Source organism: Limosilactobacillus gastricus DSM 16045, assembly GCF_001434365.1.
GTDB classification, from domain to species: domain Bacteria; phylum Bacillota; class Bacilli; order Lactobacillales; family Lactobacillaceae; genus Limosilactobacillus; species Limosilactobacillus gastricus.
Genome location: NZ_AZFN01000003.1, coordinates 74,433 through 98,888, shown reverse-complemented (window position 1 = coordinate 98,888; position 24,456 = coordinate 74,433). Strand labels below are relative to the sequence as shown.

General features: G+C 43.2%; 21 protein-coding genes and 1 pseudogene. 12 read left to right on the top strand and 10 right to left on the bottom strand.

What is annotated here, in order from left to right; genetic code table 11:
• Nucleotides 1–32 precede the first annotated feature (32 nt).
• From FC60_RS01650 to FC60_RS01635, 4 genes and pseudogenes are all read left to right on the top strand, one after another.
• Nucleotides 33–464, top strand: a pseudogene (locus tag FC60_RS01650) (MIP/aquaporin family protein); the annotation flags it as partial.
• 132 nt (nt 465–596) lie between these two features.
• The gene (locus tag FC60_RS01645; protein ID WP_056936772.1) at nt 597–842 is read left to right on the top strand and encodes a hypothetical protein; all 246 of its coding nucleotides are present in this window, start codon (nt 597–599) and stop codon (nt 840–842) included.
• 1 nt (nt 843) lies between these two features.
• The gene (locus FC60_RS01640) at nt 844–1,395 is read left to right on the top strand and encodes a TetR/AcrR family transcriptional regulator (RefSeq protein ID WP_056936771.1); all 552 of its coding nucleotides are present in this window, start codon (nt 844–846) and stop codon (nt 1,393–1,395) included.
• 89 nt (nt 1,396–1,484) lie between these two features.
• On the top strand, nt 1,485–2,168 hold the full coding sequence (locus FC60_RS01635) for a CPBP family intramembrane glutamic endopeptidase (RefSeq protein WP_056936770.1): 684 nt from the start codon (nt 1,485–1,487) through the stop codon (nt 2,166–2,168).
• A gap of 103 nt (nt 2,169–2,271) precedes the next feature.
• On the opposite strand, the gene gndA is transcribed toward FC60_RS01635, so the two are convergent.
• From gndA to FC60_RS01615, 4 genes are all read right to left on the bottom strand, one after another.
• Nucleotides 2,272–3,708 carry an NADP-dependent phosphogluconate dehydrogenase gene (gene gndA, locus FC60_RS01630; RefSeq protein ID WP_007121821.1) on the bottom strand — a complete coding sequence of 479 codons (1,437 nt, stop codon included), beginning with the start codon at nt 3,706–3,708 and terminating at the stop codon, nt 2,272–2,274.
• A 175-nt stretch (nt 3,709–3,883) separates the two neighbouring features.
• Nucleotides 3,884–4,900, bottom strand: coding sequence for a sugar transferase (locus tag FC60_RS01625; protein WP_056936769.1), 1,017 nt, complete (start codon nt 4,898–4,900; stop codon nt 3,884–3,886).
• A 150-nt stretch (nt 4,901–5,050) separates the two neighbouring features.
• On the bottom strand, nt 5,051–6,520 hold the full coding sequence (gene zwf / locus FC60_RS01620) for a glucose-6-phosphate dehydrogenase (RefSeq protein WP_056936768.1): 1,470 nt from the start codon (nt 6,518–6,520) through the stop codon (nt 5,051–5,053).
• Between the two features lie 184 nt (nt 6,521–6,704).
• Entirely contained in the window at nt 6,705–7,871 is a 1,167-nt protein-coding gene (locus tag FC60_RS01615; RefSeq protein WP_056936767.1) for a CynX/NimT family MFS transporter, read from the bottom strand.
• Nucleotides 7,872–7,993: 122 nt separating this feature from the next.
• On the opposite strand from FC60_RS01615, the gene FC60_RS01610 reads away from it, so the two are divergent.
• Together FC60_RS01610 and hisS are read left to right on the top strand one after the other, a co-directional pair.
• A complete protein-coding gene (locus tag FC60_RS01610; RefSeq protein ID WP_056936766.1) occupies nt 7,994–8,428 on the top strand; it encodes a VOC family protein in 435 nt (144 codons plus the stop codon).
• A 323-nt stretch (nt 8,429–8,751) separates the two neighbouring features.
• Nucleotides 8,752–10,047, top strand: a complete 1,296-nt coding sequence (gene hisS, locus FC60_RS01605; protein ID WP_056936765.1) for a histidine--tRNA ligase — start codon at nt 8,752–8,754, stop codon at nt 10,045–10,047.
• 103 nt (nt 10,048–10,150) lie between these two features.
• Here the strand turns inward: hisS and FC60_RS01600 are convergent, their stop codons facing one another.
• Nucleotides 10,151–12,424 carry a KxYKxGKxW signal peptide domain-containing protein gene (locus tag FC60_RS01600; protein WP_056936764.1) on the bottom strand — a complete coding sequence of 758 codons (2,274 nt, stop codon included), beginning with the start codon at nt 12,422–12,424 and terminating at the stop codon, nt 10,151–10,153.
• A gap of 524 nt (nt 12,425–12,948) precedes the next feature.
• Here FC60_RS01600 and FC60_RS01595 point away from each other — a divergent pair.
• Nucleotides 12,949–14,391 carry an SEC10/PgrA surface exclusion domain-containing protein gene (locus FC60_RS01595; RefSeq protein WP_056936763.1) on the top strand — a complete coding sequence of 481 codons (1,443 nt, stop codon included), beginning with the start codon at nt 12,949–12,951 and terminating at the stop codon, nt 14,389–14,391.
• A gap of 34 nt (nt 14,392–14,425) precedes the next feature.
• Here FC60_RS01595 and FC60_RS01590 read toward each other — a convergent pair whose 3' ends face one another.
• Both FC60_RS01590 and FC60_RS01585 read right to left on the bottom strand, forming a co-directional pair.
• Nucleotides 14,426–14,902, bottom strand: coding sequence for a class Ib ribonucleoside-diphosphate reductase assembly flavoprotein NrdI (locus FC60_RS01590; protein WP_056936762.1), 477 nt, complete (start codon nt 14,900–14,902; stop codon nt 14,426–14,428).
• 84 nt (nt 14,903–14,986) lie between these two features.
• Nucleotides 14,987–15,463, bottom strand: coding sequence for a MarR family winged helix-turn-helix transcriptional regulator (locus FC60_RS01585; protein ID WP_056936761.1), 477 nt, complete (start codon nt 15,461–15,463; stop codon nt 14,987–14,989).
• Between the two features lie 106 nt (nt 15,464–15,569).
• On the opposite strand from FC60_RS01585, the gene FC60_RS01580 reads away from it, so the two are divergent.
• Nucleotides 15,570–16,610 carry a quinone oxidoreductase family protein gene (locus tag FC60_RS01580; RefSeq protein WP_056936760.1) on the top strand — a complete coding sequence of 347 codons (1,041 nt, stop codon included), beginning with the start codon at nt 15,570–15,572 and terminating at the stop codon, nt 16,608–16,610.
• Between the two features lie 32 nt (nt 16,611–16,642).
• Here FC60_RS01580 and FC60_RS01575 read toward each other — a convergent pair whose 3' ends face one another.
• The 3 genes from FC60_RS01575 to ybaK are packed head-to-tail and all read right to left on the bottom strand — an operon-like array spanning nt 16,643 to nt 19,346.
• Entirely contained in the window at nt 16,643–18,076 is a 1,434-nt protein-coding gene (locus tag FC60_RS01575; protein WP_056936759.1) for a C69 family dipeptidase, read from the bottom strand.
• A gap of 22 nt (nt 18,077–18,098) precedes the next feature.
• The gene (locus tag FC60_RS01570) at nt 18,099–18,845 is read right to left on the bottom strand and encodes a hypothetical protein (protein WP_056936758.1); all 747 of its coding nucleotides are present in this window, start codon (nt 18,843–18,845) and stop codon (nt 18,099–18,101) included.
• A 3-nt stretch (nt 18,846–18,848) separates the two neighbouring features.
• Nucleotides 18,849–19,346: a Cys-tRNA(Pro) deacylase gene (ybaK, locus tag FC60_RS01565; RefSeq protein WP_056936757.1), complete on the bottom strand. Its 498-nt coding sequence runs from the start codon at nt 19,344–19,346 to the stop codon at nt 18,849–18,851.
• Nucleotides 19,347–19,463: 117 nt separating this feature from the next.
• Between ybaK and FC60_RS01560 the strand changes: the two genes are divergently transcribed.
• From FC60_RS01560 to rpiA, 4 genes are all read left to right on the top strand, one after another.
• On the top strand, nt 19,464–20,192 hold the full coding sequence (locus FC60_RS01560; RefSeq protein WP_056936756.1) for a GntR family transcriptional regulator: 729 nt from the start codon (nt 19,464–19,466) through the stop codon (nt 20,190–20,192).
• Between the two features lie 2 nt (nt 20,193–20,194).
• A complete protein-coding gene (locus FC60_RS01555) occupies nt 20,195–20,995 on the top strand; it encodes a Cof-type HAD-IIB family hydrolase (protein WP_056936755.1) in 801 nt (266 codons plus the stop codon).
• A 164-nt stretch (nt 20,996–21,159) separates the two neighbouring features.
• Nucleotides 21,160–23,565, top strand: coding sequence for a phosphoketolase family protein (locus FC60_RS01550; protein ID WP_056936754.1), 2,406 nt, complete (start codon nt 21,160–21,162; stop codon nt 23,563–23,565).
• Nucleotides 23,566–23,720: 155 nt separating this feature from the next.
• Complete coding sequence (rpiA, locus tag FC60_RS01545) at nt 23,721–24,404, top strand: ribose-5-phosphate isomerase RpiA (RefSeq protein ID WP_056936753.1); 684 nt, start codon at nt 23,721–23,723, stop codon at nt 24,402–24,404.
• The last annotated feature ends 52 nt before the right edge of the window (nt 24,405–24,456 follow it).

Genomic DNA, 24,456 nt, shown 5'->3' with positions numbered 1-24,456 from the left:
TCTGTCCAACTTAGGGGGTTCACTTCTAAGGGGCCGATGCAATTGGCTACATCATCTCCCAATTTATTGGGGCACTTGTGGCTTCTGGCTTTGTAAAGTACTTTGTCTCTGCTTTAGGCCAAGATACCACGGCTCTTGGACAAACTGATTTTACGAAGATCTCATCATTCACCGCTTTAATCGTTGAATGTTTAGCAACCTTCTTGTTTGTCTTGATCATTTTATTGGTAACCAGTGATCGTTTTGGTAACGGGATGATGGCCGGCTTAATCATCGGGATCACTTTAGCCTTCTTGATCATTGTTTGCTTGAACTTAACTGGTGGTTCCTTAAACCCAGCACGGTCATTTGGTCCGGCGCTCTTAGCTGGTGGCAGTGCAATCAGTCACTACTGGGTCTACTTATTAGCACCTGAAATTGGGGCAGTTCTAGCAGCCTACTGTGCGCGGTTCTTTGTTAAATAATCATGATGACGTCACCTGTTTGGTGGCGTTTTTTTGTTAGCCAACACTTTTTGATCAAGATGTTGTGTTTAGATTATTGATTATTAGTTATAGTATAGATAATCAAAGTAGAGCATTTTGGAGGAAAGAAAGATGTCAATTAACGAAAGAAATCAAAAAATCGCGAAGCAAGTGGTAACCGCCCATCATCAAATTGAACAGGGTGTGACCAAGGCTTATCAAAGAACGGAAACGATGGCCGTGGATGGTTTTAATAATATTTCCGATAAATTCATTGCCCGCTTCTTTACCAGGGACGGCGAAGATGTCGCTAGTGCGAAAGCGCGCTTAAAAGCGTCTGCTGAGGAATCCAAACGTCACCATCAGGAGAAACAGTAAAATGGCAACTAAGGCGCAGATTAAATTACAACAAGCCCTGATCTTGTTATTAGATGAAGCAGATTTTGATCACATTTCGGTAAGTAAAATTTGCCAAACCGCTGGAGTAAATCGCTCCACCTTCTATGCTTACTATGATAATCAATATGATCTGTTAGAAGAGGCCTATGATTATCTAGTAGAGTTATTCCGGGCGGAGTTCGCGACATATCAAGCTGCGGTTTCACCGAATGAGGATCAAAGCCTGGTTAGTGAGCAATACTTAAAACCATATCTTCAGTTTGTGCGTGATCATGCACGAATTTACCGAATCTATTTAACCCACCAACGCGACTTTCATCATCAGGATCGCTTTGATCAATTGGTCGCTAATATTTTCCGACCACGATATCAAAAGCATGGGGTAATGGATGAAGAGAAAATTCGTTATATGAGTAGTTTCTTCATGGCAGGAATTACCCAAGTGATCAGTCGCTGGTTGCGGCGTGATTGCCATGAAGATATTGATGAGATGGTGGAAATTATCCAAGCTTGTATCCCGCAAAGTCAATAAAATAAATAATTATATAAAATCAGCTTGTTTCCACTAATTATTATGATATTATCTAAATAATCTTTGGTAATATTATTGGGGGAAACATTATGAAAAAATTGACGAGGGCGGATTATCTGATTCGGGTCCTGTGGTTGTTCTTACTTTATCTGGTTATCTCATTCCCACCGTTTTTTCTGATGATCATGGGAAACTGTGAGAAAAATATTCAGTTAGAGCTTTTCTTTGGTGCTTTAGCCCTGATCGCGTATGGATTGATTATTTGGTGGATCGCATCCTATTATCCCAAATATCGACGTTGGCCAGTCGTGACAATGTCAAATGGTAAGAAAGTCCTCTGGGGTTTGGGTGGCTTAGTCGTTGGCCGGGGATTGGTATCCTTCTTTAGTTGGTTAAATGAGGCTCTCGCTCATCAAGGGGAAACGGCTAATGATATGCAGATAAATCAAATTCTGAACGGTAATAAGATTTCGGTAACTTTTGTCGTGATTTCACTCGTCTTTATGGCTCCAGTGGTGGAAGAATTAATCTTTCGGGGCTTGATCATGAATTTATTCTTTAAAGATGAACGATTCTGGTGGCCAATTATCTTATCAGCCACTTTATTTTCGGCTTGTCATGCAAGTACCACCATTTATAGTTTCTTGATTTACTTTTCGTTGGGGTGTGTCTTAGCTTTTATCTATCGGAAAACGGGTAATATCAAACTTTCGATTGGGGTACATTTCTTAAATAATGTAGTTGCATTCATTCCAATGTTGCTAATTTTATAAAATCAATGTTAGTGCTAGGTAGACGATGGAGTTGCCTAGCATTTTTTACTGCATAGAAAAAGGCTCCCAACTTTGGGAGCTTAAAAACGTTTTAGGAATGTTTTTATTGTTCTTCGTACCAGCTGTAGTGGTAGTTACCATCACGGTCAGTCCGTTCGTAGGTGTGAGCACCGAAGTAGTCACGTTGTGCTTGAAGCAAGTTAGCAGGAAGCACTTCAGCCCGGTATGAGTCGTAGTAGCTAATAGCTGCTGCAAAGGCAGGAACCGGAATACCAGCCTTAACAGCTAAAGCAACAACGTCCCGGATAGCCTTTTGGTACTTCTTAGTGATTTCCTTGAAGTAGTCATCAAGCAATAAGTTCTTCAATTCTGGGTCCTTTTCAAAAGCATCCGTGATCTTTTGTAAGAATTGGGCCCGAATGATACAACCTTCACGCCAGATTTGAGCCAATTCACCGTATTGAAGGTTCCAGTCGTAACGTTCTGAGTCGATCCGCATTTGTTCGAATCCTTGAGCGTAACTCATCACCTTACCGAAGTATAGAGCTTCCCGAACCTTTTCGATGTATTCTTGCTTTTCTTCGTCCGTGAAGTTAGCACTTTCAACATCTTCTGGAAGGGCCTTGCTTGCAGCAACCCGTTCGTCCTTCAACATTGAGATGTAACGAGCGTAAACAGCTTCCGTGATAACTGATTGAGGAGCACCACCATCAAGGGCAGTTTCTGAACTCCACTTACCAGTACCCTTGTTAGCACCACGGTCAAGAATCATGTCAACGATTGGCTTAGTCTTGTCGTCACCTAAGTCATCCTTACGAGTTAAGATGTCAGCAGTGATTTCAACAAGGTAACTGTCCAATTCACCCTTGTTCCAGTCAGCAAAGATGTCAGCCATGTCATCAACTGAAAGACCAAGGACATTACGCATTACATTGTATGCTTCGTCGATTAATTCTTCATCACCATATTCGATTCCGTTGTGGACCATCTTAACATAGTGACCAGCACCGTTAGGACCAATGTAAGTAACACATGGCTTACCATCTTCAGCTTTAGCAGCAATTTGTGTCAAGATAGGTTCAACCAAGTCGTAAGCTTCCTTTTGACCACCTGGCATCAATGAAGGACCTTGTAAGGCACCTAATTCACCACCGGAAACACCCATCCCGATGAAGTTAATTCCAGATTCGTCAAGCTTAGCATTCCGTGCCATCGTGTCGTGGAAGTTAGTGTTACCACCATCGATCAAGACATCACCCTTGTCAAGTAATGGAAGTAATTCATCGATCACCGCATCAGTCCCTTTACCAGCTTGAACCATCATCAAGATCCGGCGAGGCTTTTCTAATGAGTCAACGAAGTCTTCAATCGTGTAGCTTGGTACCAACTTCTTTTCACTGTGGTCCTTCATCATTTCGTCAGTCCGATTACGGTGACGGTTGTAAACACCAACAGTAAATCCGCGGCTTTCAATGTTAAGCGCCAGGTTCTTACCCATAACGGCTAAACCAATAACACCAATTTGTGCTTCTTCTGACATTAGTTTGTCACACTCCTTAAAAGTTTTTACTCTATTATTATAACAGATAAACGGGGCTTATGTTAATTATTTGATAACTAGTGAGCAACATGAATAAATCTTAAGAATTGATAGATTCGCGCCATTTAAATACACCAAAATGACTGAAAGAAACTAAGCGTGATTCATATCACAATTAAAAACTCAGCACCCGCCGGACGGTTTCCAGTAATAATTCTTTGGTGATGTGCCCATGCCGCAACAAGAAACTAAGATTAACGGCATTGTCGGCCATGGTGTTGTATTCATCCTCGCTTAGGCTTTGGACTAATTGGTCTGCTTCGGCGAGCGTGTCTGCTAAAATCCCCAGATGGTGTTCTTCGATGAGGTCGGCGCATGAAATATCACGATTAGCGACGACGGGCATCCCGGCTGCCAAATAGGTACTAAGCTTATAGGAGGCATTCCATCTTGAGTAATCACGTTCATCTTTTTCTGGCGAATTCTCACTCCAACATAAGCCCAAGCCGCGATTTAATTGATATAAGAGTAACTCATCGGGATAAAAGCCCTTGAAATTAATATTTAAATCCTGGAATTGTTCAGGATCGCCCATCGTATATACGTCAACTGGAGTAGTAAAGTGCCAATTTTTGATGAAGGGGAAGCGCTCCGGCTGCCCAGTAAAGGAAAGTTTGCGTTCAAAAGTTGGCCGTTGGGGTTCAAAATTGGTAGGGTGATCCCACAAACGCTGGAAGATAATATGGTCATGATCCATGGTTAGCCCTTCTTCGCGCAATTTAGTTTCCATATTTGGACTCGGCAAGATCAAGTAGTCACTTTGATCATAGAAATCAACGAAAACTGGCATCCAATCGTGGTAGTTACTCTTAAACATTAAGGGGAGAATGTCCTGGACGAACATGACGATTTTAACGCCATAGGCACGAGCTCGTTGCAAGAAGAGGCGATCGTATTCAATGGCATTCCAGGTTGGCAGTTGGAAGATAATGATATCGCCAACGCCAACAGATGCTAAGATCCCATCAATACGGGAAGCCCGTTGTTCTTCGGACTCACTCAGGGCATTATAGTAGTAGATGCCTAGTTCGTTAAAGCCAAGCTCCTTGGCAATGTTGGTGACCTTGTTTTGGGCTAATTGGGCAGTTGAGTTAGCTGCCATTCCGTATAGATTTGTGATATTTACTTTCATCTTAATTTCCTGTGTATATATTTAAATGCTGAGATATTACTATTCAAATAATAATCAATTCTGGTTGATAAGGAAAGCGGGAATTTTAAATTGAGTAATAAAAAACTCATCCCGACAAAGGATGAGCTGCTAAATAATTAAGAATTCAGTTTAGTAAACCCATTGACGACCATCACGAGCTAATAATTCATCAGCTTCTTTTGGCCCCATTGAACCAGGTTGGTAGTTCGGGAAGTTTGGTTCTTCGTGGTCCCAAACTTGGCGAATGACGTCAACGAATTGCCAAGCATCCGCGATTTCTGACCAAGAAGCAAAGTTGGTACTGTTTCCTTCAAGTGCATCGTGGAAGAGCCGTTCGTATGGTTCTGGCGAAAGATCCTTTTGTTCGGCACTTTGACTAAAGGCCAAATCAATTGGTTCAGTGGTATAACCTTGACCAACCTTTTTAGCATTAAGGGTTAAGCTAAAGCCTGGGGTTGGATCAATGTAAATAGTTAAGACGTTGTTGTTTAACTTTTGATCGTTAGAATTGGCTGGAGTAGCAAAAATGTCAATAAGTGGTTTCTTGAAGACAACGTCAACACGGGTGAACTTACCAGCTAAAAGCTTCCCGGTCCGGACGTAGAAAGGAACTCCAGCCCAGCGGTAACTATCAAAGGTTAACTTAGCTGCCACGTATGTTTCAGTGATGGATTTTGGATCAACCCCATCTTCTTTACGGTATTCGTTATTGTTGTCACCGGCAGCGTATTGACCACGAACAAAATTAGCAGCTGCTTCAGATGGGGTGTACTTCCGTAAACTCCGTAAAGCCTTAGCTTTTTCGGCCCGAATATCTTGGTCGGTGAAAGTTAATGGTTGTTCCATGGCTAATTGGGCCACCACTTGCATGATGTGGTTTTGGACCATATCCCGTAAAGCTCCTGATTGGTCATAATAACCAGCCCGTTCTTCAACCCCCATGTCTTCGCTTAAAGTAACTTGGATGTTGTCGATGTATTGGTTGTTCCAAAGAGCTTCAATGGCAGTATTACCAAAACGAAGGGCAGAGATGTTTTGAACCATTTCTTTTCCTAAGTAGTGGTCAATCCGGAAGATTTGATTTTCATCAAAGGTTTCGGTTAATTCCTTATTTAATTCTTGAGCTGAGGCAAAGTCACGACCAAATGGCTTTTCAATGACGAGACGGTTAAAACCATTGTCAGAAAGCAATCCTTGGGACTTAATGTTAGCCGCAATAGTCCCAAAGAATCGTGGGGCCATGGACATGTAGAATAAACGATTACCTTCAGTAGCGAACTTATCTTCTAGTTCAGCGATACGTTCGTTTAACTTATCGTAGTGTTCAGGATTAGTAACATCATGTGGTTGGTAGAAGAAGTGCTTAACGAAAGCGTCGTATTGACCTGCTTGGTCTTCGTCAACTTTACTAATTGATTCACGAACCTTTGCTTGGAAATCGGCATCGCTCCACTCACTCCGAGAAGTACCTAGTAGAGCAAAATTATCTGCGAGGAACCCTTTGCGGAATAAGTTAAATAATGATGGGTAGAGCTTCCGGTGCGCAAGGTCACCAGTAGCCCCAAACAATGTGATAACAGCTTTAATTTCGGTAGCCAAAATCGTCACTCCTTATGTTTATGATTGTGATCTAAATACATGTGATATTATAGCCTTTTTTGTTAATAAATGCACTAATACGGCGATTTTTAACCTGGATGGCTAAAAAGGTCTGGGTTGAAAAAGGGTCATGTAATCGCTTTTTGTTAAATTGGTCTAGAATTGGTCTAGTTTAAAATAAATCCTAGTTAATGTATTGGTGTCGTTCACTCAGAGCGCCAAAAGCGATCATAATGACGACGACGATAATGGTCATCCATAAACTGGCCTGCCAATTACCAGTCGTCGCTTTGATATTTCCGGCAATCACAGGGCCTAAAGCCGCGAGAATGTAACCAACGGATTGGACCATTCCTGATAACCGGCTCGTTTCTTCTGGCGAATGGCTTTTAAGGCCAAAGAGGGTGATGACAATCCCAAAAGTGGCCGAGGTTCCCGTCCCCAAGAGGAAACTGATGAAAATAAAGTAAGCTAATGATTTAAGTGGCCAGAGCAATAAGATCAGACCGATTAATAGGAGAGTGGCCGCCATAATAACTAGGGGAACTCGATTTTTAAACCGGGGAGTGATGGTCGGAATGAGAAAGGCAGCTGGAAGCGATAATAGTTGGAAAGCGCTCGCGACTAAACTGGCGGTTGCATTTGAAAGCCCGGCGGCCATAGCAATCGAAGGAAGCCAAGCGACGATGATATAAAAGGCAAAGGATTGGAGACCAAAATACATTAATAATAGCCAAGCTCGAGGATTTGTCCAAATTCGCGTTTGGGTCGCTGCTGGGGTAGGACCGGAATGACGGTGGTTAAAGCGCAGGTTAGGCAACCAGACGATAAAGGTCACGCCAATCAGGAGGGTAAAACCGATAATGGCGGTCTGCCAATTCGTTGCTTGGGTGACCGGGGTGATTACATAGGCGCCAATTGCACTAAAAATCGCTAAAGAAACATTGTACATCCCGGTCAAGAGACCAATCTTTTGCGGAATATTTTCCGTAATTACAGCTGGCAATAATACATTTAAAAAGGTGATGGCAATTCCGACTAAAATTGTGCCAAAGATCAAAGTTACAAAATTAAAGATCCGGAGAAAAGAACCGATCACCATGATCAGCAAAGCTACCCCCAAAGTGACTTCATTGCCCCAGCGGCGACTGATAGTCGGTACAATAGTGGAACAAAGTCCAAAACAAATTAGGGGGACCGTGGTCAAGATTCCTAGATTAGTGGCTGGTTGATGGAAGCTAGCCGCAATTTGATTGATCACGGATGGTAAAGAAGTAAAAGGTGAGCGCATACAAGCAGCAAGTAAGAAGATTCCTAAAACTAGCCACCGACTGTATTGGCGTTTTTTCATAGATTTGCTCCTCAGTTAATTAAAGTAAATTCCGTCCATCATTCTATCATAGTAAAAGGCCCTGGTTTGACGGAAATTCGGATCTTGCGTATAATTTATCCATCGCGAAATGGAGGCATTATATGGAAAAAATATATCCATACTTGATTTTTGACAATGCGAAAAAGGCGATGGATTATTACGTTGAACAATTTGGTGCGGAGATCATTGCTCACCGGCCCCTCAGTGAGGAACAAATCGAATCGATGGGCTTAGATCCCGATCAAATGATGGATACGACCATGCAAGCGGAATTTTCGATTGCAGGACAAGTGATTGTGTGTGCGGATGCGTTGATGTCGGATCCACAGGTTTCATCGAGAATCGCTATTATGCTTGATTTTGATGATGACGAACGCGCGGCTAAGGAACTCTTCCAACGTTTATCTGCATCGGACCAACAGCGGGTCACGATTCCCTTTGGAAAACGGGAAAATGATGGGCAGATGGGTCAGATTGTGGATGCTTATGGAATTACTTGGCAGATTAGTGCAGGAATGGTTGATGCGGTTTTGTAGGATAGGGCTTGACAAGCGGGCCTGAGCTGAATAGAATCAATCATAAGTTAAATGAAAATGATAATTTCAAACCCGAAAGCGTTATGGTAATTGAACAGAGATCCAGTCCTGCTGAAAGCTGGTCATAACGTGAATACACACTTGAGAATAGATTATCCGGGCCGCTCCGTTAGTTGCGTAAGTCAAGACCGACTTAATGAGGTGATAATTGTGAGATTATCACGAACAGAGGTGGCACAGAGTTATCAACTCCCTCCAGGTAATTGCCGTGGGGGAGTTTTTCTTTTGGAATTAATAATTTAAAAAGTTAATTGGAGGAAAATATGGCAAAGGCAAAGAGTCGCTATCAAAAACCAAAGGGAACCGCTGATATTTTACCGGGGGATAGTGAATTATGGCAAAAGGTGGAAGCAGTCGCTCGGGAGACCTTTCATCAATATGGTTATTCAGAAATTCGGACACCGATGTTTGAGGAATTTAATGTTTATTCGCGAAACGTTGGCGAAACGTCGGATATTGTCACCAAGGAAATGTACGACTTTGATGATAAAGGTGGCCGTCACATTGCCTTGCGACCTGAAGGAACGGCTGGGGTGGTCCGCTCTTATGTGGAAAACAAACTTTTTGGACCAGAATATCCAAAACCCTATAAAATGTTTTATATTGGACCGATGTTTCGCTATGAACGGCCTCAATCTGGTCGGCAACGCCAATTCACGCAAATCGGCTGTGAAGCCTTAAATAGTGAATCGCCACAAATTGATGCCGAAGTCATTTTAGAAGCCTTAACCTTCTTTAAGCGGCTAGGGATTAATAATTTACGGGTGGCAATTAATACCTTGGGAGATCGCGAATCACGAGAGGCCTATCATGCTGCCTTGGTCAACTACTTAACCCCCTATAAAGATGAATTAAGTGCAGATTCTCAAACTCGGCTAGAAAAGAATCCACTACGGGTCTTAGATAGTAAAGATGAGCATGATCAAGCAATTGTGGCCAATGCGCCGTCAATTATGGACTCATTAAATGAATACTCGTCCAATTACTTTGCCCAAGTGAAGAGTTTATTAGATGATTTTGAGATTGATTATGTGGTGGACCCAACGATGGTTCGGGGCTTAGATTATTACACCCATACTATCTTTGAAATTATGTCTGATTCCAAAGCCTTTGGGGGAGGTTATGTCACCGTCTGTGGTGGTGGTCGCTACAATGGTTTGATTGGCCAATTGGGTGGCCCCGAAGAAGAAGGCGGGATCGGTTACGGCCTTGGCTTTGAACGTTTATTATTGCTCTTAGAAGAGGAAAACCCGGCCTTTATCCCCCAACCATCCCTGGACCTTTTCTTCGTATCCGCAAATCATACTGGTGACCAGTACGCCTTTAAGTTAATGCAAAAGTTGCGGGAACAAGGTCTGGCAGTTGATAAAGATTATCAAGGGATCAAGCTTGGTAAGCAGATTAAAGAAGCCGAACGGAAAAATAGTCGATACTTTGTCGTGGTTGGTGATCGCGAAGTTGAAACTGAAGAATTAGAAATCAAATCGGTAACTGATAATCAACGTCAACGAGTACAAGTAAAAGACTTGTTGGATGACCCAGAAAAGTATCTGAAATAGTTAAAAAGTAATCCGGGTAGCATAAGCGAACCCCCTAAGTTGGATGGCTGGTCTAACTTAGGGGGTTCGTTTTTATATACCAATCTAGTTTTGTTAAGTGGATTTATTTAAGACGACGGAGGCCAATCAAGCTAAGGAAACTAGTCAAACCAGCCATTAAGAAGGCAAAAACAGCCGTTGATTGATTGCCAGTTTGTGTCAAGGTAGTGTTCTTTTGGTCTTCATTAGTCGCCTTTTGAGCAGATGCGGTCGTATTTGTGGTAGAAATTGCCACGAGGCTGGTTGCTTTAGTGGCGGTAGCCGGAAGAATGTGAGGAGCTTGGCTAGTAGAGGCAACAGATGTGGTTTCAGATGCTAATGATGCAGTTGAAGCTGAGATAACATTTACTTGATTAAGCTGATTTGCAGTGCTTGCCACGGCTGACGATGCAGTTGACTGAGCGGGTTCTTGACTAACCATTTCACTGCTAGCAGTTGAGGTGCTTTCGACAGGGGTGGGATTGGTTGAATTAGTAACGTCTTGGTTATTACTGGTAAGGTTAGTGGGAGTTGACGCTGCTGTAACAACTGAATCACTTGTAGAAGTTGCAGGTGTTAAGACAGTCGACGCAGTTGTTGAATTGGTAGTCGCTAAACTAACGCTTGTGGGGCTCGTAGTCGTTGAGCTGTTTTCGGCAGTGCTTTGACTGGTTTCTTCACTAGCGGATGCCGTCGAGGTTTCAGAAACAGAGTCACTCATGGAAGACTTGTCTGACACTGGAGCAGCGGTGTCATCGTCAGTAGGGATCGCAGTTACGGGAGTGGATGAGAGAACTGAATCATTGTCCGTAGCATTGCTAGTCTGATTTGATTGCTCTGTTGCCGTAGCTAAAGCGAGATTGTAGGTTTCATTGGCCGCTTGAACTGCCGAAGCGTAATCTTGGTTGATTTGAACAGCGGTTGCTTCCAGAGTTGACAATTCACTTTGGGCATTTTGTCGAGCTGCGGTTAAGGCTTCTTGAGCTGTCACGATATTATCGCCAGTGTAGTCAATGTAAGTTTTGCTAGTCGGACTAGTGGCTTGTTTGATTTGATCAATAATCCCCGAAGATACGGTCTCTTTGCCGTTATCAGTGAGGGCTTGACCATTTTTAATACCGGCAAATTCCCAAATAACATAATAAGTATCATCATCAACGTATTGAGTAGCGAGTGATGCTTCCGAATTGTATGGCGTCAAAGTGTTAAGCAGGTGACCACTAACGTAATAGGCGGGGTGTTCACTAGTGCTGTCAGGAGTTTCTTGTAGTACCTCACTCCACAGCATAGCTTGCATTTTGTTGTAGAGGTCAACCTCTAGTTGCAACATGGTCTTTCCTGAGATCTCATAAAGGTTTTCACCGGCATAAGAACTCTTATTGGCCGTTAACTGACGATCATTGGCCATAGCCCGATAGGTGTATTGGGAACCCCGTCGGAAGCCCGAACCATCGAGACCCTTTAAATTAACACTGTGTTGGTAACCGAGTTGTTCGGCGGAACGTTCAGCAGCGACATTCTGCGCTTCATTAAAGTAGTCTAAATGGCTACTTAAAGTTAATAATTGGTTATCAGCGGTTTGGAAGTTATCTTTGGAGTATTTTTCATCACTTGTGGCCGATTGAATGGTCCAACCCAGGGTGTTGTAGATGTAGTTGCGCATCCAGTTCATCCAAGTGTTGGACAGGTCATTTAATTCGATTACTTGATCCCGGGTCAGTTGTCCAGAAACGGTGGCTGAAGTGTCATTAGTTGGATCGTACTGTAAGATTCCAGGATAAAAGGTTAAGGGGAGCTGGTCGACTGAACCAACAATATTGGTGGTTACGCCGTCTTTAAAGACATTGGTGCTGTTTTCACCAATCGTGATGGTGGGGTACATACCGGCTAATTCAGCGGGATACGAAGATTGATAGTATTCATTTCCAGGTGTCGTTACAATGGCTTGGATCGCATTTTGTTCGGTCGTCGTTAATTGATTCCAATCATCACTACCAGTGGCGGCTTGTTGATTAGCGGCAACCGTTTTAGTAACTTCAGGCGCATTAGCTACTGCTTCGTTGTAGTTATTTTGTGCTGTTTCTAGCCGATCATTCACTGCTTCTACAGCAGCTGCATTAGCTGATAAAGCCGCGGATTGACTGGTTGCTGCAATTGCGATCGCTTGATCCCGAGCAACTTGGGCAGAATCAATACTGGCAGCGCTGGAGGAGTTAGTAATGCTTGGAGTTGAGTCGGCGTGAATCGTGACTGGCTGACTCGAGAAGATCATTCCTGAGAGAACGGCAGCACTAAAGATGGTACTGATGACCCATTGTTTACCACTTTTGTATAATTTTCGGCGTGTTTTAAAATCCATAATGAAATCCTTTCGAATTTACTCCTTGGTACCAGGGTCAGTTTTCACAAAGTTATGCGTTAATATATATTATATTTATTTAGAAATTTAACTGAAAGTAGGATAACTAACGATATATATCAAGAATAATTTAAAATAATTAAGTTGCGGAGATAATTTAGCACTATTTTCGAAAATTCACTATAAATTTTGTGAAAAAGATCTTTTTATAGGTTTGTGAATAGATTTCTGTGTTATCAAATAAGTTTCGGCTTTATAAAGTCAGGCTTAAGGTTAAGAAAATAAATATATGTTTGAAAATAATGAAAGCCCTGCCATCCTTGGCAGGGCCTGTTTAAACGCCTTTTTAAATAACTTTTGATATAACTTCAAATAATCGAATAAAAATTTTCGACGACTGATAACCGATAACCATTGATAAATACTGGCTTGACACTGATTTATGTATATAACTCAATACACATATTTATTGGCAACGACATGCTAAAATGACGCAACCCCAAAATTAGAAAGGATGGTGAATTATGAAAAAGACCATTTTAACCCTTATTTCAACAACTGCCTTGGCGAGTGGAATTTTCTGGAGTCAGTCGCCAACCATCAAAGCGGATAGTTCTGGCACGGTCGCTACTAACTCAAATGCTACCAACCAGCAAAGTTCAGCTCAGACGGCGCAGTCAGATGTGGATTCGGCGCAAACGGCAGTTGACCAGGCGCAAAGTGAATACGATCAGGCACAAGCGGCAGTCAATTCAACCTCTGCGGCGGTCCAAAACGTTCAAAGTCAACTGACGGCGACTTCGGCCAGTTCAGCGAATACCCCAACGGTCACCGTGAATGCAGCTATGCAAAGTGCGACGAATGATTATTTAAAGATTCTGACTAATAGCAATGCAACTAGTGCCCAACTGAGTGCTGCTCAGCAAACTTGGGGGCAAGCACTTGATCAAGGTTACGCCTTAAATTCATATGCGGATACGGATGCTAGTGACTTAGCGACCGCTGCCGATTGGACTAACTTAACTACTAGCCAGGCTGATGAATTATCCTGGTTTGCGGCCGAGGTGATTAACCAAGCGCGGGAACAGTTAGGTCTAGTTGATTATACTGGTCGGGTGGTTGTCACGACGGGAGCTGTTGCGATGGCAATTGATGTAGCTAATAAATACCAAAATGATCGTTATACTGATTTACAACATTACTACAGTGGGATTAATGCGGTGGCGAGCGGCTATGGTTTGGCGACCACTAGTGGCAATAGTCAGTATTATGAGAATCTAGCAATTAATGTCCTTTGGGATTCTACTGGAAAATATGAAACAACCACGACCATGGCGGATTTGAAAAATCAGCTCTATACAGCTATTATGCAGATGCTTTTCCAAGATGCTGATTCGAATTACGGTCATACGGTTTCCTTGCTTGGAACCTTGAGATACAATAACTTTGTCCGGGATCAAACTCCAACAGATCAACGGATTACTTATCTTGGCGTAGCTACGGATGCGATTGAAGCTGATGGGAATCTATATACTCGAATTCATATTATTGATATTACGGATGCCAGTGCCTATATCAAAGACCAGGCAACCTTCCAGGCTAAGGGAGGTGAAACAATTTTGACCGCACCGACAACCACGACTAGTCTGGATGCGAGTCAAAGCGCTAGCTTACAAACAAGCTTAGCGCAGGCGCAAGCGGCCTATCAAGCCGCTCTAGAGAAGCTAGACCAAGCTCAAACAAAGCTTAACCAGGCTCAGGCTGATTTAAAAGCTGCGCAATCTCAATTATCCGCGGCAGACACAACAAGTTCATCGACTGGTTCGTGTTCCAAGAGTGGAACGAGTAATAATTCATCCTCATCCACGACGATTGTTAAAGTAATCGGTCCCGATGGTCAAGTGATCGGAACATGGTCCTTAGATGATCCTAATTTTCCATATCGCTGGGCGCTCAATAACAAGTAAACAAAAATAGGTCGGTTTCCCGGCCTATTTTTGTTTACTTATTACGATAGTTCTTGGCTACTTGTACTAATTGGTGGTAAATTCGCTCAATATCCTCATCGGTACCGCGGAGTTCGTAATCGCCAATGACCTCACTGTGACATTCTTTAGCGTACTTCCGAGCCGTTAAGCAGTATTGTTCGTTGAAGTTCTTGTTACCACTGCCAACAACACCCATGACTAAATCAGTGTTATCGCCATCTAATAGGTATTCACCAAAGGAATTGGTCATAACTTCCGTCGTCCCAGTTTCAAACCCGTTTCCACCATCGAGGTAGGTTGGCACAAAAACGAAGAAGGGGCGGTCTTCGCGAGTGGGGATAGATTGATCGGAAATTTCCTTTAGATCAATGAGTGGGTAATCTTGATCAGGATTAATAGTATGAAGTTGGAGGGCGTATTCCTTCAGGCGTTGCATGAAGGAGCGGGTATTTCCACTGATGGAAATGTAAAGGCAATATAGTGGATCCATGGCAGGTCTTCCTTTCGATTTAAGAGATTGTATATACTATTGTAACGACAAATTTAGCGGATGAAAAGGCTTGTTTGATAGGTTCTATGATAATTTTTGTAGGATATTTAGGGTTGCTTGCAGGTCATTTTCATCAATCTTTTCTAAGATTTGATTATAGTATTCATCCTCGCGCCGATGCATGGTCAGATGAATATGAGAGACTTGCTGGCCAGTAGGGGTAATTTTTAAATAGACGGACTTTTTGTTGCCATTACGATGAAATTTTTCCAATAATCCGTTGGTAGTTAGTCGGTTCACATAACGCGAAATCATCCCTTGAGAAAGCTCGAGCTCCTGGGTTAATTGCTGATAAGAACATTCGCCGCCGTGATTATCGATATAGGAAAGTAATTTCATCTCAGAATGTGAAAAGCGGTCCTGATTAAAACGATCTGTAAGGTCCTGAGGCAAAGGCGTTGCTTGCTCCTGGATAATCGTTTGAATTAATTGTTGTCGCCGGGATTCGCTAGCTTCATCAAAGTGCTGGAGGACCTGACGAAGGTCTTGGAAAGTAATCATAATTATTCTCCTTTTTAATTACGGGTAATTTATATTGACATTATAGCACAACTAGGTATAATTAAAATAAATTACCGGTAATATAAAAAGAAAGGAATGATAACTGATGAAATCAACAATGCAAGCTGCGGTGGTTGAAGATTTTAATAAGATCCCGCAAATCAAAGAAATCCAAGTTCCACAACCCCAAGCAGGTCAAGTTTTAATCAAGGTATTAGCGGCCAGTATCAATAATGTGACCCGTTCGCGGGCGAATGGGAGTCATTACTCCGCAGGTCAAGCAACTGGCTTTGTAGCAGGGTTAGATGGGGTTGGCCAAACTGACGATGGAAAATTATATTATTTTATGGGTTCAGAAGGGCAATACGGGTCATTTGCTCAGTATACCTTGGTAGATCAACACCATCTGTTACCTTTGCCGTTATCCACGGATGCTGCTAGTTTGGCAGCTTCGATGAATCCAGCTTTATCATCGTGGATGGCAATTCGGCAACAATTGTCTGCAGGGGTTAAAGGTAAAAAAGTGCTAATTTTAGGAGCGACGGGGAATGCCGGTAAATTAGCGATTGAAATTTCCCGTTATTTAGGCGCCCAAGCGATTATCGGTGTCGCCCGGAATGCGGAGGCTTTGCAACAATTAAATTTAGATGGGCGGGTCTTACTGGATGATCACTTAGCACAAAATCTGCAACCATATGCGGATGTAGATGTAGTTTTGGATTACTTGTATGGTCAGCCAGCTGCCGACCTGATGACGGCCCTTTTAGCTGCACGGACAGAGCATGATCGCTTGTTAGAGTGGGTCCAAATTGGGAGCATTGCTGGACCTAAAGTGACTTTACCGGCCAACTATTTACGGTCCAATAATCTGCGCCTCCTTGGTTCTGGTCTCGGTAGTATTGCCGCGGCTACTTTTGGTAAAGAATTATTTTTGTTGGCTCAGTTAATTGCTGCCGGAAACTTTACGGTAGACAATTATCCAGTTCCGTTAACGGAACTAAACGAGGAGAATTGGTATGAAAATCAGCACCGGGTGGTTTATCTCCCTAATCAACCTTGGCAAGCCCAACCGGTGTTGTTTGTTGATAAAATTAAGTTTGCCGTAATGAAAACAGTAGTTTCGCTGAAATTAAAATCAGGTCGCTAAACCTTAATTTGGGTTAGCGACCTGATTTTAATTTATAAATTAGCATCCATCTTAAAAGTTAATTTGGATAATTCGAGTCCTTGCATCATTAGTTGGCTCATTAATTTTTTAGTGCGCTTGGCCATTTCCGTCGTTAGTTCGGTAGAAGCCGTATTTAAGACTTGAATTGCTTCGTTGGCAGTTAAATCAGCCGTTTGATGCGCGGTATCTTCAACAAACCGATACAGATACTCGCGAGCACCTTTGAGATAGTCGTAGTCAGCCTGAATAAACTCGGCATAATGGCTCTCGACAAGCATAGAAAGTCCTCGGTACATCCAGTAGGCACTCTTGAAATCAAGGTTCATTTCTGGCGGCGTTAGCCGATAAGCGGCATCTAAGGTATCAGCATTGCCAAAGAAAGGTACATAGGGAGTGAAAGTTGGAATACCCAGCGTCATCCACATGATCGTCGAAGCCACTTCCGGTAGGTCAGGACGAACCTGAAGGATATGTGAATTTTGGGTCCGATTTAATGAAATCGGTCGGAATCGATGCTTATCAGCGTCACTCCCATGTCCCAAGGGATCATAAGGAGTGTTTTGATAGTGACTCGACAGAACGGCTTCCACATCAGTTAAGGATAGTTTGCGATCAGGTTCTTGGATAAAGGGCAGATCGAAATCCGTGGGGTCTAGTTCTAGGCTTGGTTTTAATAGGCGGTGACCATACCATTGCCGAGGGGTATTGTAGTGTTGATCAAAGCTAGTGGCGGTCCCAAAAATATGGCGGAAGTTCCAGCCCGTTAAATCAGGATTAAGATGATGTTGATCAACGAAGTCACGGATGCCGTCTGACCACATGAATTGATGGGGATCGGTGAAATCAACTTCTTGGATGGCGACCCGATTACCGGTGACGGCATAAGTTTGATCAGGAATCCGTTGGGCGACCCAGTGATGACCGGTAACGATCTCCATATACCAGACATCGTCACGATCAACGAAAATGACCCCATTTCCTTCAGCAGAACCATATTGGGCAACTAATTGACCAAGGTATTGGACCCCTTCTTTGGCAGAGTGAATAAAGGGAAGAGTCATTGCAACAATCACGTCTTCGTTGATCCCAGATTCAGTATTTAGTGGGTCAAAAGCGAGGACGCGTTCGTTAGCATAAACACTTTCGGTGGCGCTCATGCCAACATTAAATTCGTTGAAGCCATTTTCATCAAAGACCCCTTCTTGTTCGTAATTCACGTTCGGGACCCCTTGATAACGTGCGCCCTCCGCCGGTCGCTCACCAACGAAATGGTTTAAATACGAATGTACTTGATTCGGGTGTTGCCTATATTTGGGATAAACCACCACTCGCTGGGGCGTTAAGGGCTTAAAAGTATCATCATTACGGGCAGCCATGGTAGAGCCATCAATGGTGGCTTTTTTACCGACTAAAACCGTGGTACAAGCGGATAAGGACTGAGACATAGGTAAAACCTTCTTTCTTGAATTAACGTTTAAATAGATACATTAAATAAAAGGCTAACAAGACTAATAAATTACAGGCAATTGCTAAGGCAAAGGCCCAATAAACCACTGGGAACCATGAGAAGATAGCGGTTTGAAAAGTACTTGCCGACATCAATAAACTTAAAATAAGAGTAATGACGACAACTAAGCCAAGGGCAACAATTAAGCCTTGCTTGGAATTTTGTAAATCAGCGCGACTAAGATCAAAACAACCCACGCTAATATGAATTACTAGGATGATGGCGATTAAATATTGCCACCAAGGGGTTTGATTGGCAATCACCAGGTGTTCACTGCCCATCAAGGTTAACCACCAATCGTACATTCCCGGCGTCAGCCAACGAAAAGTTGCTAGAAGAGCCGCAATCCCGCCAAAGAGGGGGGCGATCCCAATAAAAAGGTTCCCAACTTGTTGGTAAAAACTTTGCGGATTCCAAGTGTGGTTGACATATCCTAAGGCGCGATCGTTGGGATCGTTTTTCCGCGGGATATGGAGCAACCGAAAGCCGGTAATATGATGACGAAAAAGTAAGGCCATTAATAGGTGACTTAATTCATGGATCATGACGCCGATTCCACCAAAAATAATTTGACCATAAAATCCACCAAAGCGAACGGTCGCAGTTTTGCTGAGACGACCCACATAACAAAGGGCGATGCTTAAAGTCGTGGGGATAGCAATGATCCAAATTAAAATTACAAAGAAGATATTAATTAAATTTTCCATAAGCTATTTCTGTAAGTCGGCAAAGGTAGCGTCTACGAGGTCGGCTAGATCACTAGCCTTGAGTTGGACGGAACGCCCCACTTGTCCAGAAGAAACGTAAATTGTAGGGGTTGCTTGAGCTTCATTATCAATAAAGATCGGGTAATGGTATTTTTCATAAATCCCGATCGGTGTATTAGCTCCATGGACATAACCGGTGGTTTTCAAGAGATCCTTTAAGGGGACCATTTCGACCTTTTTGTTGCCGGAAACTCGTGCCAGGGCTTTTTCGTCAAGATGTCGATCGATGGGCACGACGCCGACCAGCGGTCCTGTGACGTTCCCCCTCAAAACAAGGGTTTTATAGATGAGATGGTCATCAATGCCCTGATGATCCATTTTTAAGGAGCGGGCACTGTCGCCATCCTGGGTGGTCGCAAAAGCAGCCTGCTGATATGGAATATGATGTTTATCTAAAATTTGTTCGACCTGGGTCTTTTTGATCCCTTTTTTCTTACTCAAGATTGGTACCTCCGTAAGCAAAAGTGGTTCGATCCAATTAATATGTAATTAGTATCCACAAATAAATTGGACTGATATAATATAAAAATAGTGAATGACTAAAGGAGTCAAATTTAAATGGTAGATTTAGTATACCGCACCGTCATGAAAGATATAAAACAAAAGATCATGCATGGTGAGTACCCGGAAATGAAACTGCCGGATGAGCGGAGCTTGAGTCAACAGTATGCGGTTAGCCGTAGCTCAATCAAACGGGCCTTAGAAATTTTGGTGCGCCAAGGCATTATCTTTAAAAAGCGGGGCTCGGGAACCTTTATTAACCCTTTATACTTAAAGAAACAGGCAATGTTTTCTTATGAAGGATCCAATCTAGGAATTACGGATAGTTACCAATTCGACGGAAAAACCCAGTGCATTGAGGTTAAGTCCTTTCAAGTAATCCCGGCCAGCGAAGAGGTTCAAACGGACCTATTCTTGAACCCAACCGATTTTGTCTATGAGATCAAACGGATTCGCTATATTGATGATCAACCCTTCATCCTGGAAACGGGTTATATCCCGATTAAGATTGCGCCAACGATTTCAGAAGAAGTGGTTCAAGGATCGGTCTTTAATTATATCGAAGCTGCCTTGGGTAAGACGGTTACCCGCTCTTATGTTTCGGTATCGGCAGCACCTTCAACAGCCGTGGACCAAGAGTTGTTGGATTTAAAGCCAACCGAACCGGTAGCGGTTTTGGATGGGGTCTTCTTTTTAGACGATGGAACGCCTTTTGAGGTGTCTAATATGCGTTTTCACTACCAATATCTACGTTACAACACTTTTACCAACATTAATGGAGATTAAAAATGATTAAAGCAATTGCTGTTGACATGGATGGGACCTTTTTACATTCTGATGGAACTTATAATCACGATCGCTTTTTAAAAGTCTTTCGTCAGTTACAGGACCATCAGATTACCTTGATTGCGGCCAGTGGGAATCCACATTACCAATTAAAAAAGCAGTTTGCTCCGGTCCAAGCCGAGCTCGCCTATGTAGCTGAAAATGGGGTTGAAGTGATCCAAGCTGGACAGGTGCTATCCTGTGAGCAAATGACTTCAAGCGCGATTCAAGATGTATTCCGGCTACATCAAGACTTGCCCGATAGTCAATTTATTCTCTCGGGCTTTAACCAAGCTTATTTGATGGGTGAAAAAGATGATGAGTTTTTTGACTCCGTCAAGCACCATTATCTGGGTTTGAAACGAATTGATGATTTACAAGAAGTTAACGAACCGATCGTTAAGATGCAAATCAAGGTTCCCGTGGATCAGACTAGCCAGCTCCAGACCTACATTAATGATCATATTCAGGGAGTTACTGCCGTTACCAGTGGCTATGATGATCTCGACTTGATTATTACTGGCCAAGATAAAGCGGCGGGCCTCGCCAAATTATGCCAAGCCAATCACTGGCAGGCAAGTGAGCTAATGGCCTTTGGAGATGGTCAAAATGACCTATCGATGTTGGAATTTGTCGGGCACAGTTATGCCATGACCAATGGGATGGCGATCGTCAAGAAAGCGGCCCAAAATTTAGCGCCGTCTAATGATGAAGATGGGGTCTTACAAGTCATCGAAGCTTATTTAATTCAGCAATATGGTTAAATATATAAGTTTTCTTAAAATTGGACCGGTCCAATTTCTAAAAAGGTTGACATTTCCGCCAAAACCGTTATGATAGTCTTTGTAAATTCGAGCAATGTGCGAGTTTACAATGCGTTTATAAGTCAAACGTAGTAGTTACTTTTTATCTAAAGGAGATAATATCTATGACTGTAGATTACGATTCCAAGCAATACTTGGAAAGCGTTGACGCCTACTGGCGCGCAACCACTTATCTTTCAGCTGGTGCGATGTTCTTAATGCACAACCCATTATTACGTCGGGAATTAAAGCCATCTGACGTGAAGCCAAAGCCAATTGGTCACTGGGGTACGATCGGACCACAAAACTTCATTTATGCTCACTTAAACCGGGCAATTAAGAAGTATGACCTTAACATGTTCTACATCGAAGGTTCTGGTCACGGTGGTCAAGTTATGCAAACTAACTCATACATCGATGGTTCATACACGGAACTTTACCCAGAATTTACTCAAGATGAAGCCGGGATGGCTAAGTTGTTCAAGCACTTCTCATTCCCAGGTGGGACTGCTTCACACGCTGCTCCAGAAGTACCAGGTTCACTTCACGAAGGTGGGGAACTTGGTTACGCCCTTTCTCATGGGGTTGGGGCAATCTTAGACAACCCAGACTTAATCGCTGCCGTTGAAATCGGTGATGGGGAATTCGAAACTGGCCCATTGGCTACTTCATGGTTCTCAAACAAGTTCATCAACCCAATTAAGGATGGGGCTGTGTTGCCTATCCTTCAAGTAAACGGGTTCAAGATTTCTAACCCAACTATTCCTGCCCGGATGAGCGACGAAGAACTTACTAAGTACTTCGAAGGAATGGGCTGGAAGCCACACTTTGTTTCTGCTTACAAGACGTCTGACGATCCATTCAGTGGTTACAAGGACATCATGGAAACTCATGAACAAATGGCTAAGGAATTGGATGCTGCCGTTGAAGAAATCAAGGCTATCCAAAAGAACGCTCGGGAAAACAATGACAACTCCTTGCCAGCTTGGCCAGTAGTTGTTGTTCGGGCACCTAAGGGTTGGTCTGGTCCAACGACTGATCTTGATGGGAACCCAATTGAAAACTCATTCCGGGCTCACCAAGTTCCACTACCAGTTTCACAAGACGACATGGAACACGTTGACATGTTAGTTGATTGGTTGAAGTCATACAAGCCAGAAGAATTGTTTGACGAAGATGGTCACCCAACTGAATTAGTTTTGGCTAACGCTACTGAAGGTAGCCAACGGATGGCTCTTAACCCTGCTACTAATGGTGGGGCAGACCAAAAGCCATTGGCATTGCCAGACATCAACGACTTTGCCCTGAAGTTTGACCAACCAGGTTCAGTGGTTGCTCAAGACATGATTGAATGGGCTAAGTACCTTGCTAAGATGATGGAATTGAACCCGAACAACTTCCGTGGGTTCGGTCCTGATGAATCCAAGTCCAACCGTCTTTACACGGTGCTTGACCAAGACAAGCGTCAATGGATGGAAAACATTCATGAACCAAACGATGAAAACTTGGCACCACAAGGTCGGATGATCGATTCACAACTTTCCGAACACCAAGCTGAAGGTTGGTTAGAAGGTTACACCTTGACTGGTCGTCACGGATTCTTCGCTACTTACGAATCCTTTGGTCGGGTTGTTGATTCTATGTTGACTCAACACATGAAGTGGTTACGTAAGGCTAAGGAACAATACTGGCGGAAGTCCATCCCAGCCTTGAACTTTGTGGATACTTCCACGGTCTTCCAACAAGACCACAACGGTTACACTCACCAAGATCCAGGTCTGTTAACGCACTTGTTTGAAAAGGAACGTCCAGAATTAATCAAGGAATACATTCCAGCTGATACCAACCAATTATTGGCAGTTTCTGACGTGGCCTTCAACGACCAAGATGTTATTAACTTATTCGTTACTTCCAAGCAACCACGGGCACAATGGTACTCACTTGACGAAGCTAAGACGATTGTTAACAATGGTTTAGGCTACGTTGATTGGGCATCTACTGACCAAGGGGCAGAACCAGATGTTGTCTTTGCAGCTGCTGGGACGGAACCTAACGAAGAAGCCTTGGCTGCGATTGACATCTTACACAAGGCCTTCCCTGAATTGAAGATTCGTTTCATCAACGTGGTTCAACCACTTAAGTTGATGTCACAAAGTCGGAACCCAGAAGGGCTTTCAGATGCTGAATTTGACCATTACTTCACGGCTGACAAGCCAGTGATCTTTGCTTGGAGTGGTTTCCAAGACATGCTTCAAAGTATCTTCTTTGACCGTCACAACCACAACTTGAGCGTTCATGGTTACCGTGAAAATGGTGACATCACTTCAACCTTTGATGTGCGGGTTATGAGCAAGCTTGACCGGTTCGACCTTGCTAAGGACGCAATCTCAAAGGTTGCTGGTTACGAAGAAAAGGCAACGGCATTTGTTCAAGAAATGGACAACATGCTTGCTAAGCACACTGCTTACGTTCATGCTGAAGGTAAGGACTTACCTGAAGTTACTAACTGGAAGTGGACGGGGCTTAAGTAATTACAATTGACTTAAAACACATTGTAAATGTGATAAAAAAGAGGTTACCAATTGGTAATCTCTTTTTTTGAATATGTCTGTTCATTCAGGGGTGGAAAAGCTATAATTTGAATGTGTGAGAAAGCGCTATCAAATAATTGAAAGGCATCATTGAAATGAATCAAAATGATTTAAAAGCTTTGGTCGGCCAAGCGGCTGTTGATCAAATTGAATCGGGGATGGTTGTTGGGCTTGGCAGTGGCTCCACAGTGGCGTATTTGATTAAGGCCCTGGGGAAACGAATGCAAGAAGAACCATTACAAATTGAAACGGTTACCACGTCTCGGCAGACCATGCAATTGGCTCAGGCAGTAGGCATCGATTGTCGTCAGATCGATGAAGTGCGGCAAATTGACCTCACGATCGATGGGGCGGATGAGGTAGATGCTGATTTTCAAGGGATTAAAGGGGGCGGTGGGGCGCTCTTGTGGGAGAAGATCGTTAATCAGTCATCGACGCGGAATGTATGGATTATTGATGAATCCAAATTGGTTGACCGGATTGGTCGTTTCGGAGTTCCAGTAGAGGTCATCCCGTTTGGTTCGCAAAAGTTATTCCAAATATTGGCCGATCGCGGCTATCATCCGCAATGGCGAATGCAAGGAGACCAATTGTTTAAGACCGATGAGGGGAATCAAATAATTGATTTAAAAACAGGTGTCATTGCCCATCCCCATGCCTTAGCAAGGGATTTAGCGTCAACAGCAGGAATTGTGGAACATGGACTCTTTCTTGATGCGGTTGATCTGGTGATCGTAGGTCGATCGAGTGGGGTTGAGTTGATGAAGGCCCATCGATAATGAAAGAGAGAAGATTGAAGCGCATCGTTTGAGTTTCAATCGTAATTTAGGG